Origin of the sequence: Streptomyces sp. NPDC001728 (assembly GCF_040297565.1) — a bacterium.
In the GTDB taxonomy this organism is placed as follows: Bacteria; Actinomycetota; Actinomycetes; order Streptomycetales; family Streptomycetaceae; genus Streptomyces.
Genome location: NZ_JBEOZK010000001.1, coordinates 389,998 through 404,546, shown reverse-complemented (window position 1 = coordinate 404,546; position 14,549 = coordinate 389,998). Strand labels below are relative to the sequence as shown.

Annotated in this window: 15 protein-coding genes; 6 read left to right on the top strand and 9 right to left on the bottom strand. The window is 69.1% G+C overall.

The window, feature by feature from the left end:
* The first annotated feature begins 109 nt into the window (after positions 1 to 109).
* From ABT154_RS01790 to trxA, 5 genes are all read left to right on the top strand, one after another.
* Entirely contained in the window at positions 110 to 1,834 is a 1,725-nt protein-coding gene (locus ABT154_RS01790; protein WP_351851538.1) for a protein kinase family protein, read from the top strand.
* Positions 1,835 to 1,942: 108 nt separating this feature from the next.
* The gene (gene sigM / locus ABT154_RS01785; protein WP_351851536.1) at positions 1,943 to 2,653 is read left to right on the top strand and encodes an RNA polymerase sigma factor SigM; all 711 of its coding nucleotides are present in this window, start codon (positions 1,943 to 1,945) and stop codon (positions 2,651 to 2,653) included.
* Positions 2,650 to 3,588 carry an RsmA family anti-sigma factor gene (locus tag ABT154_RS01780; protein ID WP_351851534.1) on the top strand — a complete coding sequence of 313 codons (939 nt, stop codon included), beginning with the start codon at positions 2,650 to 2,652 and terminating at the stop codon, positions 3,586 to 3,588. Before sigM ends, ABT154_RS01780 begins: the two co-directional genes overlap by 4 nt.
* A 138-nt stretch (positions 3,589 to 3,726) precedes the next feature.
* Entirely contained in the window at positions 3,727 to 4,692 is a 966-nt protein-coding gene (trxB, locus tag ABT154_RS01775) for a thioredoxin-disulfide reductase (RefSeq protein WP_351851532.1), read from the top strand.
* Between the two features lie 45 nt (positions 4,693 to 4,737).
* Positions 4,738 to 5,070, top strand: coding sequence for a thioredoxin (gene trxA, locus ABT154_RS01770; RefSeq protein WP_351851529.1), 333 nt, complete (start codon positions 4,738 to 4,740; stop codon positions 5,068 to 5,070).
* Between the two features lie 104 nt (positions 5,071 to 5,174).
* On the opposite strand, the gene ABT154_RS01765 is transcribed toward trxA, so the two are convergent.
* From ABT154_RS01765 to rpmH, 9 genes are all read right to left on the bottom strand, one after another.
* Positions 5,175 to 5,792 carry a GNAT family N-acetyltransferase gene (locus ABT154_RS01765; RefSeq protein WP_317873325.1) on the bottom strand — a complete coding sequence of 206 codons (618 nt, stop codon included), beginning with the start codon at positions 5,790 to 5,792 and terminating at the stop codon, positions 5,175 to 5,177.
* A gap of 163 nt (positions 5,793 to 5,955) precedes the next feature.
* Positions 5,956 to 7,056 (bottom strand): ParB/RepB/Spo0J family partition protein, encoded by a 1,101-nt coding sequence (locus ABT154_RS01760; RefSeq protein ID WP_351851526.1) that lies wholly within the window; start codon positions 7,054 to 7,056, stop codon positions 5,956 to 5,958.
* On the bottom strand, positions 7,053 to 8,129 hold the full coding sequence (locus ABT154_RS01755) for a ParA family protein (protein ID WP_351852023.1): 1,077 nt from the start codon (positions 8,127 to 8,129) through the stop codon (positions 7,053 to 7,055). Before ABT154_RS01755 ends, ABT154_RS01760 begins: the two co-directional genes overlap by 4 nt.
* Before the next feature lie 236 nt (positions 8,130 to 8,365).
* Positions 8,366 to 9,085: a 16S rRNA (guanine(527)-N(7))-methyltransferase RsmG gene (rsmG, locus tag ABT154_RS01750; RefSeq protein WP_056565154.1), complete on the bottom strand. Its 720-nt coding sequence runs from the start codon at positions 9,083 to 9,085 to the stop codon at positions 8,366 to 8,368.
* Positions 9,086 to 9,202: 117 nt separating this feature from the next.
* Positions 9,203 to 9,712 carry a Jag family protein gene (locus ABT154_RS01745; protein ID WP_351851523.1) on the bottom strand — a complete coding sequence of 170 codons (510 nt, stop codon included), beginning with the start codon at positions 9,710 to 9,712 and terminating at the stop codon, positions 9,203 to 9,205.
* A 29-nt stretch (positions 9,713 to 9,741) separates the two neighbouring features.
* Entirely contained in the window at positions 9,742 to 11,058 is a 1,317-nt protein-coding gene (gene yidC / locus ABT154_RS01740; protein ID WP_351851521.1) for a membrane protein insertase YidC, read from the bottom strand.
* A 3-nt stretch (positions 11,059 to 11,061) separates the two neighbouring features.
* A complete protein-coding gene (yidD, locus tag ABT154_RS01735; RefSeq protein WP_351851518.1) occupies positions 11,062 to 11,388 on the bottom strand; it encodes a membrane protein insertion efficiency factor YidD in 327 nt (108 codons plus the stop codon).
* Positions 11,385 to 11,756, bottom strand: a complete 372-nt coding sequence (rnpA, locus tag ABT154_RS01730; protein ID WP_351851515.1) for a ribonuclease P protein component — start codon at positions 11,754 to 11,756, stop codon at positions 11,385 to 11,387. The genes yidD and rnpA overlap by 4 nt, the downstream gene beginning before the upstream one ends.
* 20 nt (positions 11,757 to 11,776) lie before the next feature.
* Positions 11,777 to 11,914 (bottom strand): 50S ribosomal protein L34, encoded by a 138-nt coding sequence (rpmH, locus tag ABT154_RS01725; protein WP_079045023.1) that lies wholly within the window; start codon positions 11,912 to 11,914, stop codon positions 11,777 to 11,779.
* A 393-nt stretch (positions 11,915 to 12,307) separates the two neighbouring features.
* On the opposite strand from rpmH, the gene dnaA reads away from it, so the two are divergent.
* Positions 12,308 to 14,077 (top strand): chromosomal replication initiator protein DnaA, encoded by a 1,770-nt coding sequence (gene dnaA, locus ABT154_RS01720; protein ID WP_351851513.1) that lies wholly within the window; start codon positions 12,308 to 12,310, stop codon positions 14,075 to 14,077.
* The last annotated feature ends 472 nt before the right edge of the window (positions 14,078 to 14,549 follow it).

The following is a 14,549-nucleotide window of genomic DNA, read 5'->3' as shown; positions in this document are numbered from 1 at the left end:
CCCCGCACAACCATCGGGGGGAGCCGCGTGTCGTGCATTGCGGCCGACTGTGGGCACAATTGGCTTGGCTGTTGGATGCGGTGCAACGGATGGGGAGGCAGGAACGACGGTGGCGGAACGTAGCACGGCTGCCGTCGACGTGGCCGACAACAGCGGTGACGACCCGCTGACCGCCAAGGCGGACACGGCCGCGACCGACGGGGTGGCGGACAAGCAGAAGACGGCGGAGAAGACCGCCGAGGCCACAGAGACGAAGGCGGTCGATCGACAGAGCGGCGAACAGCCCTCCCTCACGGCTCCCGAGCTGCACAGCGGACACAAACTGGCCAGACGCTACCGGCTGGAGGAGTGCGTCACCCGTCTGGACGGCTTCAGCAGCTGGCGTGCGGTCGACGAGAAACTGCGGCGCGCGGTCGGAGTCCATCTGCTGCCCGCCGACCACCCCAGGGCCCGGTCGGTCCTGGCCGCGGCCCGCTCCTCGGCGCTCCTCGGCGACCCCCGGTTCGTCCAGGTCCTCGACGCCGTCGAGGAGAACGACCTCGTCTACGTCGTGCACGAGTGGCTGCCCGACTCCACCGAGCTGACCGCGCTGCTCGCGGCCGGTCCGCTGGAGCCCCACGACGCCTACCAGCTCGTCAGCCAGGTCTCCCAGGCCATGGCCGCCGCGCACCGGGAAGGCCTCGCCCACCTCAGGCTCACCCCGAGCGCGGTCCTGCGCAGCTCCACCGGCCAGTACCGGATCCGCGGTCTGGCCGTGAACGCCGCCCTGCGCGGCATCACCGCCGAACGTCCGCAGCGCAGCGACACCGAGGCCATCGGCGCACTCCTGTACGCCGCGCTGACCCAGCGCTGGCCGTACGACAGCGACGCGTACGGGCTCTCCGGGCTCCCCAAGGGCGTCGGGCTGCTCCCGCCCGACCAGGTCCGGGCCGGCGTCCACCGGGGCCTCTCCGAGATCGCGATGCGCGCCCTGGCCAACGACGGGGCCACCGCCTCGCGCCAGGAACCGCCCTGCACCACCCCGGACGAGCTGGCCAAGGCCGTGGCGGCGATGCCCCGTGTGAGGCCGCCGGAGCCGGAGTTCACCGCACCGCCCGAGTACCAGCGCACGACGTACCAGCAGGGCACCTACGGGCGTCCCCAGCCGCGTCCCGCGGTCACCCAGCCGGTGATCGTCCCGCCGCCCCCGCTGCAGAGCCGTACCGGCAGGGCGCTGAAGTGGGCCGTCTCGGCCCTGCTGATCGCCGCCCTGGGCCTCGGCAGCTGGCAGATCGCCGACCGGCTCCTCGGCCAGGACAACGTCACCGAGACGCCGAACACGGCCCCGACGGTCGACGACGAGAAGCCGGAGCCGCCCAAGCCGCTGGTGATCCGTTCCGCGGAGGAGTTCGCCCCCGACGGCAATCCGCAGAACCCTGACGGCGTCGGCGACACCTACGACAGCGACAGCTCCTCGTACTGGCGTACCAAGACCTTCGTCGGCGGCCCCGTCCTGGCGCCGTACAAGCAGGGTGTCGGGATCGTCTACGACCTCGGGAGCGAGCAGAACGTCTCGTCCGCCTCGATAGCGCTGCGTTTCGGCGGCCCGCAGACCGCCGTCACGCTGTATGCGGCGGACTCGCTGTCGCCCTCCGGTACGCCGGACTCCATGAAGAAGATCGCCTCGGTCGAGACCTCGGACTCGACCGCGAAGCCGGAGACCAAGACACCGGTCAAGACCCGCTACGTGCTGCTCTGGATGACCTCCGTGCCGTACTCCGACCGTGACGAGTACTTCGGCGCGGGCTACAAGCAGGCCATCACGAACGTGTCGTTCCAGGGGACCGCCCCCTAGTCACCGACCGTGCACCACGATGAGCGCCGAGCCCAGCTCGGCGCTCATTTACTTCCGGTCACGGACCGGATTGAATGCCTGCACGGCTGCCGAGCGAGGAGGGGAACCGTGACCCCTGCGGCTGACGATCCCCGGACCGCCGCGGACGACGAACTCCTGGCCCGCCATGTCGCCGGGGACCCCGAAGCCTTCGGTGAGCTCGTACGGCGCCACCGCGACCGGCTCTGGGCCGTGGCCCTCCGGACACTGGGGGACCGCGAGGAGGCCGCTGACGCCGTCCAGGACGCCCTGATCTCGGCCTTCCGCGCCGCCCATACCTTCCGCGGCCAGTCGGCCGTCACGACATGGCTCCACCGCATCACGGTGAACGCCTGTCTGGACCGCATACGCAAGACCGCCTCCCGCCGGACCTCGCCCGTCGACGACGACACCCGCTTCGAGCAGCTCCTCGACCCCCATGAGTCGGCCGAGGCACCCGTGGAGCGCCAGGACCTCCACCGTCAGCTGTTCGCCGCGCTCGCCACGATCCCCGCCGACCAGCGCGCCGCCCTCGTCCTGGTCGACATGCAGGGATACCCGGTCGCGGAGGCTGCCCGCATCCTCGGCGTTCCCACCGGCACCGTGAAGAGCCGCTGCGCGCGCGGGCGGGCCCGCCTGCTTCCGATGGTCACTCATCTGCGCGTCGACACGGTGGGTAACGAGGCCCCCGAAGGGGGAAGGAACCGGACGCCGGGGACATCCGTCCCACCGGTGCCGGGGCCGACGGACACCGGACCGACTGATCCAGCTGCTGTGAAGGGCGGAGGTGGGCGCACGTGACTTCCACGGCCGGCAAGGCCAACACCACACAGCACCCGGACGTCTCTGAGATCTCCGATCTGACCGAGGGGCTCCTCTCTCCGACGCGCTCGGCAGCCGTCCGCCGTCATGTGGACGACTGCTCCCTCTGCGCCGACGTCCGGACCTCCCTGGAGGAGATCCGCGGCCTCCTGGGCACCCTTCCGGGTCCGCCCCGCATGCCTGCCGAGATCGCCGGCCGGATCGATGCCGCCCTCGCCGCCGAAGCGCTTCTCAGCACCAGCACGCCGGAGAAGGACACCCCCGTTTCACGTGAAACATCACCCACGCCGGCCGAGCGGGTCCCCGCCCCCTCCTCCCCCCGTGCCGACCGCCCGGCAGGCCGTCCCGCCGCGTCGACCGGGCCCGGCGGCGCCCGACGGCCGCGCCGCCGTCGGATCGCCCTGCTCTCCACCCTCGGTGCCGCCTTCGGCGCCGTGATCCTCGGCACGAGCCTCTATCTGAGCCAGTCGGGCGACGTCACCGCCGATGGTCAGGCAACGGGCGCCAGGAAGTCCGACACCTCCGCAGGAGCGGCTCTGACCCCCTTCTCGGGGACGCCGGTCGAGGACCGGGTGCACGCCCTCCTGAATCAGGACAGCGCCGCCATGACACCTCAGGGCATCGGGCCGGAGTCGATGTCCGCCGAAGCCGGCAGCGCGACCCCCCGACGGAACAGGGACGGCGCGGTCATCCCCCGCTGTGTCCTGGCCGGCACGGGCCGCTCCGACGCGGTGCTCGGACAGGAGCGGGGCGAGTACCGGGGAACACCCGCCTACCTGCTCGTCCTGACCGATCCCTCGGACAGCAGCCGGGTCCAGGCCTACGTTCTCGACGCCTCGTGTGCCGACCGCACCGGAGGAAACGGAACCCCGGCCGCGACCGTCCTCTTCAGCCAGACGTACGCCCGTCCCTGACCCCACTTCCCGCCCGGCCCGGTGCCGCGCGGCGGACTCGGGAATGCACGCCCCTTAGTATCCGTTGGGTGGGGTGAGAGTGACCGAGACAACCGCCCCCGTAGGCAGTGGCAGTCTGCAGAGACGAGGAAGACACCCGTGAGCGACGTCCGTAACGTGATCATTATCGGCTCCGGGCCCGCGGGTTACACCGCTGCGCTCTACACCGCCCGAGCGTCGCTGAACCCCCTGGTCTTCGAAGGTGCCGTCACCGCCGGTGGCGCACTGATGAACACGACCGAGGTCGAGAACTTTCCCGGTTTCCGTGACGGCATCATGGGCCCGGACCTGATGGACAACATGCGGGCCCAGGCCGAGCGCTTCGGCGCCGAGCTGATTCCGGACGATGTCATCGCCGTGGACCTGACCGGTGACATCAAGACCGTCACCGACACCGCCGGCACCGTGCACCGCGCCAAGGCCGTCATCGTCACCACCGGCTCCCAGCACCGCAAGCTCGGCCTCCCCAACGAGGACACGCTCTCCGGCCGCGGTGTCTCCTGGTGCGCCACCTGTGACGGCTTCTTCTTCAAGGACCAGGACATCGCCGTCGTCGGCGGCGGCGACACCGCGATCGAAGAGGCCACCTTCCTCTCCCGCTTCGCCAAGTCCGTGACGATCGTCCACCGCCGCGACACCCTGCGTGCCTCCAAGGCCATGCAGGAGCGTGCCTTCGCCGACCCGAAGATCTCCTTCGCCTGGGACAGCGAGGTCACCGAGATCCACGGCGACCAGAAGCTCAGCAGCCTGACCCTGCGCGACACGAAGACCGGTGAGACCCGCGAGCTGGCCGTCACCGGCCTCTTCATCGCCGTGGGCCACGACCCCCGGACCGAGCTGTTCAAGGGTCAGCTGGAGCTCGACGAGGAGGGCTACCTCAAGGTCTCCGCCCCGTCGACGCGCACGAACCTCACCGGTGTCTTCGGCGCCGGCGATGTCGTCGACCACACCTACCGCCAGGCCATCACGGCCGCCGGCACCGGCTGCTCCGCCGCCCTGGACGCCGAGCGCTTCCTGGCCGCCCTCGCCGACAGCGAGAAGCTGGCCGAGACCCCCGCGGTCTGACCCGACTCTCCCCACCCCACACCCCGCGAGATCAAGGAGGCCGCTGTGGCCCTCAAGTCTGTAACCGACGCTTCCTTCGACGAGGACGTCCTCAAGAGCGACAAGCCCGTCCTGGTGGACTTCTGGGCCGAGTGGTGCGGCCCGTGCCGTCAGATCGCCCCGTCGCTGGAGGCCATCGCCGCCGAGTACGGCGAGATCGAGATCGTGAAGCTCAACATCGACCAGAACCCGGCCACGGCTGCCAAGTACGGCGTCATGTCGATCCCGACGCTCAACGTCTACCAGGGCGGCGAGGTCGTGAAGACCATCGTCGGCGCCAAGCCGAAGGCCGCGATCCTCCGCGACCTGGCGGACTTCGTCGAGCCGACCAAGGCCTGATGCTGCCTCGCTGTTTCACGTGAAACATGATGTACGAGCGACGTTTCACGTGAAACAGAAACGGCCCGCCCCCGACAGGGGGCGGGCCGTTCTCGTACCCGGCGTCAGAGCGGGCGCAGGGCCGGCTCCTTCTGTACGGCACCGAGAAGCCGGTCGAGCGCCATCTCGACGTCCTCCTTCCAGGAGAGCGTCGTCCTGAGCTCCAATCGCAGCCTCGGGTAGGCAGGGTGCGGCCGGACGGTCTTGAAGCCCACCGCCAGCAGATGGTCGGCCGGCAGCACACAGGCCGGCTCCTTCCATCGGGCGTCACCGAACGCCTCGATGGCCTTGAACCCCCGCTGCAGCAGATCCTTGGCCACGGTCTGCACGACCATCCGCCCCAGCCCCTGTCCCTGGTACCCGGGCATGATCCAGGCGGTCATCAGCTGCGCCGCGTCGGCGGCCACGGGGCTCGTCGGGAAGGCGGTCGCCCTCGGCACATAGGCCGGGGGAGCGTAGAGGACATAGCCGACCGGTATCTCGTCGACGTAGACCACCCGACCGCAGGAACCCCACTCCAGGAGAACGCCCGAGATCCAGGCCTCCTTCTCGGGCTCCGACCGGCCCGCCCTCACGGCCGCCTCGCCGCTGACCGGATCGAGCTCCCAGAACACACAGGAGCGACATCGCTTGGGCAGGTCCGGAAGGTTGTCCAGCGTGAGCGGTACGAGCCGACGCCCCACGGCTGCTCCTCGTTTCCCTCGCCAGCGAGTACGGATACGCCTCTCGGAATCGTATCGAGCGGCCGATCGGGAGGACACCGCTCACAGGCAAAGGGCGGGCCGCGTTCCGGTGAAGACCGGTATGCGGCCCGCCCTCGGCGGCCTCAGACCGCGGGGAGAGCGATCAGCCCTCCGCGCCCTTCTCGCTGTTCTTCTGGTCCATGACCCGTCCCTCTCCGGGAGCCAGGGTCGACAGGATGCGCTCCAGATCCTCCATCGAGGCGAACTCGACGACGATCTTGCCCTTCTTCTGCCCCAGGTCGACCTTCACTCGGGTGTCGAAGCGGTCCGAGAGCCGGGAGGCGAGATCGGTGAGGGCGGGCGCGACGCGGGCACCGGCTCGCGGCTTGTTCGGCTTGACCGCACCGACGGGCTCCTCGGAGCCCATGAGGCTCACGATCTCCTCGACGGTACGGACCGACAGGCCCTCGGAGACGATCCGGTACGCCAGCTTGTCCTGGGCCTCCGCGTCCTCAACGCCGAGCAGGGCCCGCGCGTGGCCGGCGGAGAGCACTCCGGCGGCGACCCGGCGCTGCACCGCCCCGGAGAGGCGCAGCAGTCGGAGCGTGTTGGAGATCTGCGGGCGCGAGCGACCGATCCGCTCGGCCAGCTGGTCGTGGGTGCAGCCGAAGTCCTTGAGCAGCTGCTCATAGGCGTGCGCCTCTTCGATCGCGTTCAGCTGGGCACGGTGGAGGTTCTCCAGGAGCGCGTCCAGGAGCATCTTCTCGTCGTCGGTGTCCCGGACGATCGCGGGGATCCGCTCGAGTCCCGCTTCCTTGGACGCCCGCAGACGACGCTCGCCCATGACCAGTTCATAGCGCTCGTCATCGAGCTTGCGCACGACCACGGGCTGGAGGAGGCCGACCTCCTTGATGGAGACGACGAGCTCCGCCAGGGCGTCCTCGTCGAAGACCTCACGCGGCTGGTGCCGGTTGGGAACGATGGCGTCGAGCGGAAGCTCGGTGAAGTAGGCCCCCGCCGGAGGCGCCGGCAGGGCCGGGGTCTCGGGCTCGTTCCACGAAGGCGTGGACTCCGGGGACCTTGCGCTCTGCGGCAGCGAAGCCAGCTTCGCGGCGGCCACCCCACGGCCCGAGGTCAGGACGGAGGCGGTTCCGGGCGAAGCCTGACCCGTTCCCGCACCGGCCGACGGCGTCTGACGTTCCTGGGGAGCAGCGGGAATCAGCGCACCGAGTCCACGCCCCAGTCCCCTACGTCGCTCGCTCACTGGATCCCCTCCGACATGCTGCGCTGGTTGTTCTGGTGCCCTGGCTGGGCGTGCTGCGGGTCGTAGTGCACGGCGACCCCCCGCAGAGCGATCTCACGAGCCGCTTCGAGGTACGACAGGGCGCCGCTGGAGCCCGGGTCGTAGGTGAGGACCGTCTGCCCGTAGCTCGGCGCCTCCGAGATACGGACGGACCTCGGGATGCTCGTCCGCAGCACCTCCTCGGCGAAGTGGGTGCGCACCTCGTCGGCGACCTGCGAGGCGAGCCTCGTCCGACCGTCGTACATGGTGAGCAGGATCGTCGAGACATGCAGCGCGGGGTTGAGGTGCCCCCGCACCAGGTCGACGTTCCGCAGGAGCTGTCCGAGCCCCTCCAGCGCGTAGTACTCGCACTGGATCGGGATCAGCACCTCGGCTCCGGCCACCATGGCGTTGACCGTGAGGAGACCGAGCGAGGGCGGGCAGTCGATCAGGATGTAGTCGAGCGGCTGCTCGTAAGCCTGGATCGCCCGCTGCAGTCGGCTCTCACGGGCCACCAGCGAGACCAGTTCGATCTCCGCACCGGCGAGATCGATGGTGGCGGGGGCACAGAAGAGACCCTCGACATCCTTGACGGGCTGCACCACTTCGGAGAGCGGCCTGCTGTCGACGAGAACGTCGTAGATCGACGGGACCTCGGCGTGGTGGTCGATCCCGAGCGCCGTGGAAGCATTGCCCTGCGGGTCCAGGTCGATGACCAGCACTCGGGCGCCGTGCAGTGCCAGGGACGCGGCAAGGTTGACCGTCGTGGTCGTCTTGCCCACGCCGCCCTTCTGATTGGCGACCACCATCACGCGAGTCCGGGCCGGGCGGGGAAGTCCCTCACCGGCACGACCCAGGGCCTCTACTGCCAGCTGGGCAGCACGACCAATGGGGGTGTCGTCCATCGGGGGCGGTGTTTCACGTGAAACATCCTCCCCCACCGATTCGGTTCGGGGACCGGGGACCGGATCGGTCATCGGTCCCGCGATGTTGGCGTCGGACCGCAAGGATTCACTCTCCTCGGCTTCTGGCTCGCGATGAGGAGAGCCTGCCATGCTTTCGGGGTCGCGAACCAGCGAGGTCGGTGGTTCTGTGGGTGAATCCACCTCTGTGGACATCTCCATGACCCTCGCGGGTGGTTTCACGCGGGGTCTACGGTCCCGGGGCACGGCTGCCGCGCGACCGCGGCTGATGATCCCCTGCAGCAGTGAGCGACGTTTCACGTGAAACACCATGCCCCCGCTGCCCGGCCGGGACCGTTCGACACTCCGAAATGGTGCGTATGCGACGCTCAGCGGCGCCGACGGGTCTTGCTCGTCCGGGCGGCCTTGGCCCGCTTGGCCGCGAACCGCACACCACCGGGGCTCTCGCCGACCTCCACCCGCACGACGGTGGAGAGCGGATCGACGATCCCCTCGCCGACCTGAAGCACCGAGGTCTCCACCACGCCGAGCCGGGAGAGCGCGGCGCGGGCACCGTTGATCTCCTCCTCCGCCGTGTCGCCCTTGAGCGCCAGCATCTCGCCGTACGGACGCAGCAAGGGAACACCCCAGCCGGCCAGCCGGTCCAGCGGAGCCACCGCGCGAGCGGTCACCACATGCACGGGCGTGATCTTGCCGAGCATCTCCTCGGCGCGTCCCCTGACCACGGTCACATGGTCGAGACCCAGCAGCTCGACGACCTCCTGAAGGAAGTTCGTCCGGCGAAGGAGCGGCTCCAGGAGCGTGATCTTCAGGTCGGGCCGGACCAGAGCCAGCGGGATACCGGGAAGACCGGCGCCCGAGCCCACATCGCAGACCGTGACGCCCTCGGGGACGACCTCCGAGAGAACGGCGCAGTTCAGCAGGTGGCGCTCCCACAGCCGCGGAACCTCACGCGGGCCGATCAGGCCGCGCTTCACACCCGCGTCCGCGAGGAGCTCCGCGTAGCGCACGGCCTCCGGGAAGTACTCACCGAAGACTGTCCGCGCCTGCTCCGGAGCCTCGGGGAGCTCCGCCGCTTCCTCCGTCACGGGAACCGTCCTTCCGTACCGCACGCATCGTGTGCGAGCGCACTGTGGTGGCTGACTATCAGGCTGACAAAGATCGGCCCCGCCTGCGAACAGACGGGGCCGAGACTACGTGAGGGGTCAGGCCGGGAGCACGACGACGAAGCGCTGCGGCTCCTCGCCCTCGGACTCGCTGCGCAGACCGGCGGCGGCGATCGCGTCATGCACGACCTTGCGCTCGAACGGCGTCATCGGGTCCAGCTTGACCGGCTGGCCGCTGGTCTTCACATCGTTCGCGGCCTTGGCGCCCAGCTCGGCGAGCTCGGTGCGCTTCTTGGCCCGGAAGCCGGCGATGTCCAGCATCAGGCGGCTGCGGTCACCGGTCTCCCGGTGCACGGCGAGCCGGGTCAGCTCCTGGAGCGCCTCCAGGACCTCACCGTCGCGGCCCACGAGCTTCTGCAGCTCACGAGCCGAGTCGCTGATGATCGAGACCGCGGCCCGGTCCGCCTCGACGTCCATGTCGATGTCGCCGTCGAGATCGGCGATGTCGAGCAGACCTTCGAGGTAGTCGGCCGCGATCTCACCCTCCTGCTCGAGGCGGGTCAGGGTGTCGCCACCCTCGGCGGCGGCGGAGGTGGTGCCTTCCGTCACGGACGGACTCCTTCTTGCTTCGGGGCGGCTTACTTCTTGGAGGACGGGTGCTTGGGCCGCTGCTGGCCCTTGCGCTGGCCGGACTTGCCCTGACGGGAGCCTCCGGAGTTGGCACGGCTCGGACGCGCGGGCTTGTCCTGTGCCTCGTCCTTGGGCTCGTCCTCGGCGGCGGCCTTGTCCTGACCCTGGGGCTTCTTCTCGAGCGAGGTGGTCGCCTCTTCGGCGGCCGGCTCGGAGGATTCCTCGGTGTCCTTGACCAGGTGCTGGGCCGCGGCGGCCTGACGCTGGGCCTTGGTCTGGCGCTTGGGCTGCTGCCGCTTGGCGACGGCACCGCCCTCGGCGTCGGCCACGACGGTGTCGCTCTTGACCACGGTGCCGTCCGCCTGGGCGGCGAAGCCGGCCTTGGAGAGGCCCACGAAGAAGCGGCGCTCGTTCTCGTTGCGGTCGCCGCCCTTGGCGACGATCACCTTGACCACGTTCTTCCGGCGGCGACCGCGGACCTCACCGTGCTCCGAGACGCTCTTCAGCAGGCGCTGGAGGTAGGAGTCCTGGGCCTTGCTGCCCGGGGTCGGGTTCTGGTTGATCACGTACATCTGCTGGCCCATGGTCCACACGTTGGTGGTCAGCCAGTAGACGAGGACACCGACGGGGAAGTTGACGCCCATGACGGCGAAGATCACCGGGAAGATGTACATGAGCATCTTCTGCTGCTGCATGTACGGGGTCTTCACCGAGAGGTCGACGTTCTTCATCATCAGCTGGCGCTGCGTGAAGAACTGCGAGGCCGACATCATGACGATCATGATCGCGGTGACGATGCGGACCGAGGTCAGCGAGGCGTCGAGGGCCGCGACCTCGGCGGCGGTGTCGGTGAACTTCGAGGCGAGCGGAGCGCCGAAGATGTGGGCCTGACGGGCGCTGGCGAGCAGCGGGCCGTCGATGACACCGATCTCCTTGCCCGAGGCGATCGCGGAGAGCACGTGGTACAGCGCGAAGAAGAACGGCGACTGGGCCAGGATGGGAAGGCACGAGGAGAGCGGGTTGGTACCCGTCTCCTTGTACAGCTTCATCATCTCTTCGGACTGACGCTGCTTGTCGCTCTTGTAGCGCTCCTGGATCGCCTTCATCTTCGGCTGGAGCGCCTGCATGTTCCGCGTCGACTTGATCTGCTTGACGAACAGCGGGATCAGACAGATGCGGATCAGGACCACGAGGGACACGATGGACAAGCCCCAGGCCCAACCCGTGTCAGGGCCGAAGATCGCCCCGTACACCGAGTGGAACTGGACGATGACCCAGGAAACGGGCCAGGTGATGAAGCTGAACAGACTGGCAATCGTTTCCACTAATCAGGCTCCTTGAGCTTGGGGCGAGGTCTCTGCGGCCGGGCTCGTCTCGGCGGTGGACCCGCCCTTGTCGCCACGCAACGCGTTCCTCAGCATTTCGTGCCAGCGGGGGCGCTTGCGCGCGGGGACATGGTCCACACCACCGGGCGACCACGGATTGCACCGCAGGATGCGCCAGGCGGTCAGGGCCGTGCCCTTGATGGCGCCATGCCGATCGATGGCCGTGAATCCGTAGTGGGAACACGACGGGTAGTACCGGCAGACGGGCCCCAGAAGAGGGCTGATCGTCCACTGGTACAGCTTGATGAGAGCCAGCAGCGGGTACTTCATCGCGCGCCCCCTCCCAGCAGCCGCTGGAGGGCGGCGTCCAGGTCTCGGGCCAGCTGTGCGTGGTCGGCGTCACCGGCTCCGGGCAACGCCCGTACGACCACCAGGCTACCGGGGGGCAGCTCGGTGAGGCGGTCGCGCACGAGATGGCGCAGGCGACGCTTCACCTGGTTGCGTACGACCGCAACGCCCACGGCTTTGCTCACGACGAAACCCGCACGCGTCGGGGGAGCGCTCTCCCCAGGCGCGTGCGGGTCCGTTGCACCGCTGCGTAGGTGGACGACGAGGAGCGGGCGACCGGCCCGGCGACCTCGGCGTACTGCGATTGCGAAGTCCTCGCGCCGCCTCAGCCGATTCTCGGTAGGCAGCACGTCATGACCTGTTAAGCGGATCAGGCGGACAGCTCAGTGCGACCCTTGGAACGGCGGTTCGCAAGGATGGCTCGGCCGGCACGCGTACGCATCCGCAGGCGGAAGCCGTGGGTCTTGGCGCGACGACGGTTGTTCGGCTGGAAGGTGCGCTTGCTCACTCGGGGGCTCCAGAAATGATTCGTAGATGGCGGGACATCGCCTGGCTGTCACCGTGCGCCCACGAGTAGCTCGCAATACGCCCGAGTGCACCGCTACACGTTCAAAACCGTGATCTTTGCCCATCGGAGGCAGGCGGCAGCAGCCATCGACAACTCGACCTGGTCACGGTACGCGCGGCTACGCCATCCGGTCAAACCGACCTGTCGCCACCTCCCATTGTGCACAGGCTGTGGACAACAACTTGAACCACGTCAGCCGCCACGACTACCGTGGACGGACTCCATTCTTTTCCCTTCTGTCCTCTCCTGTCCTCACGGACCCGTCCTCACGGACACCGACCCACCGTCCCCCGAGAACCACACCATCGTGGGACCTGCGAGAAAGCGTGCCCTGTGGCTGACGTACCTGCCGATCTTGCCGCAGTGTGGCCACGCGTCCTGGAGCAACTCCTCGCGGAGGGCCAGCAGGGGATCGAGCCCAAGGACAAGCAGTGGATCGAGCGCTGCCAGCCGCTCGCCCTGGTCGCCGACACCGCGCTGCTCGCCGTGCCCAACGAGTGGGGAAAGCGCGTCCTCGAGGGCCGGCTCGCCCCGCTGATCAGCGAGACCCTCAGCCGTGAGTGCGGCCGCCCGATCCGGATCGCGATCACCGTCGACGACTCCGTCGGCGAGCCGACGCCTCCCGCGCCCCCGGTGCAGCAGCCCCAGCAGTCCCGGTACGACGACCGCGGGCAGTCCGATCAGTACGACAAGTACGACGGCGGCTACGGGCACCGGCCGATGCCCGACGACGGGCTGCCCACCGCGCGCCCGGCCTACCCGGACTACTCGCAGCAGCGCCCCGACCCGGGCGCGTGGCCGCGGACCCAGGAGGACCTGTCCTGGCAGCAGCCGCGACTCGGCGGCTACCAGGAGCGGGCCCCGTACACCGGTCCGGAGCAGCCCCGGCAGTCGCGTTACGACGAGCCGCCCCGGGGCTACGAGCCGCAGCGGCCCGAGCGCGCCGAACTGCCCGACCCGCAGAGCCACGGCGCCCGTCCCGGTCCCCGGCCGGGCGGTCCCGTCCCCGGCCCGGGCGGCGGTCACGGTTCCTCGTCCGGCGGGCAGGGTGCCGGCGCGCCCGGCGAGCAGCACGCGAGGCTGAACCCCAAGTACCTCTTCGACACCTTCGTCATCGGTTCCTCGAACCGCTTCGCGCACGCGGCCGCCGTCGCGGTCGCGGAGGCGCCGGCGAAGGCGTACAACCCGCTCTTCATCTACGGCGAGTCGGGCCTCGGCAAGACCCACCTGCTGCACGCGATCGGGCACTACGCGCGGAGCCTCTACCCGGGGACGCGCGTGCGGTACGTGAGCTCGGAGGAGTTCACGAACGAGTTCATCAACTCGATCCGCGACGGCAAGGGCGACGCCTTCCGCAAGCGCTACCGCGATGTGGACATCCTGCTCGTCGACGACATCCAGTTCCTCGCGAGCAAGGAGTCGACGCAGGAGGAGTTCTTCCACACCTTCAACACCCTGCACAACGCGAACAAGCAGATCGTGCTCTCCTCGGACCGGCCGCCCAAGCAGCTGGTGACCCTGGAGGACCGGCTCCGCAACCGCTTCGAGTGGGGTCTCACCACCGATGTGCAGCCGCCCGAGCTGGAGACGCGCATCGCGATCCTCCGCAAGAAGGCGGTGCAGGAGCAGCTCAACGCCCCGCCGGAGGTCCTGGAGTTCATCGCCTCGCGGATCTCGCGGAACATCCGTGAGCTGGAGGGCGCGCTGATCCGGGTGACGGCCTTCGCGAGCCTCAACCGGCAGCCGGTGGACCTGGGGCTGACCGAGATCGTCCTCAAGGACCTGATCCCGGGCGGCGAGGACTCCTCGCCGGAGATCACGGCACCGGCGATCATGGCGGCCACGGCGGACTACTTCGGTCTGACGGTGGAGGACCTCTGCGGATCGTCGCGCAGCCGCGTCCTGGTGACGGCCCGGCAGATCGCCATGTACCTGTGCCGCGAGCTGACGGATCTGTCGCTGCCGAAGATCGGCGCGCAGTTCGGCGGCCGTGACCATACGACGGTGATGCACGCGGACCGGAAGATCCGCGCGCTGATGGCCGAGCGGCGCTCCATCTACAACCAGGTCACCGAACTCACCAACCGCATCAAGAACGGCTGACGGACCGCGCCTCGGGCGCGGCTCCGACACCGCCTCGGGCGCCGCTCCAGAACGGCTCCCGCGCGGTCCAGGCATCGCCTCGGCACCACCTCAGCACCGCCTCAGCGACCCCCGAAGGGCGCTCCGGGACACCTCCCGGGGCGCCCTTCGGCGTTCCCGGGGGCCGTCGGCGCGTCGGGGACCAGCCCCGGGTGTTCGATTACGCCGTTCCGGTGGCGGGTTCTCCACAGATTGGGGGATGATCTCCCGTCCACAGGGTGGGGACTGTCGAGTTATCCGGACTGTGTCCACAGGCCTGCCTGCTGACAGGCCATCACTCCAGGTCAGACCCCTGTGGAATTGTTGAGAAAAGATTTCCACAGGCTGTGGATGAAACTTTCGTCCACAGGGGGCGCCGAAGGTTGTCCACCGGCAACCCACAGGGCCGGGTACGTTGCCCACAGCTTCTCCACACCCCTGTCCACTGTTCGGC

Excerpts from the sequence above, each read along its gene's own strand:
- ABT154_RS01755 (WP_351852023.1), bottom strand. The coding sequence starts at position 8,129 with ATGGCAGGCTCTCCTCATCGCGAGCCAGAAGCCGAGGAGAGTGAATCC.
- yidD (WP_351851518.1), bottom strand. The coding sequence starts at position 11,388 with ATGAAGTACCCGCTGCTGGCTCTCATCAAGCTGTACCAGTGGACGATC.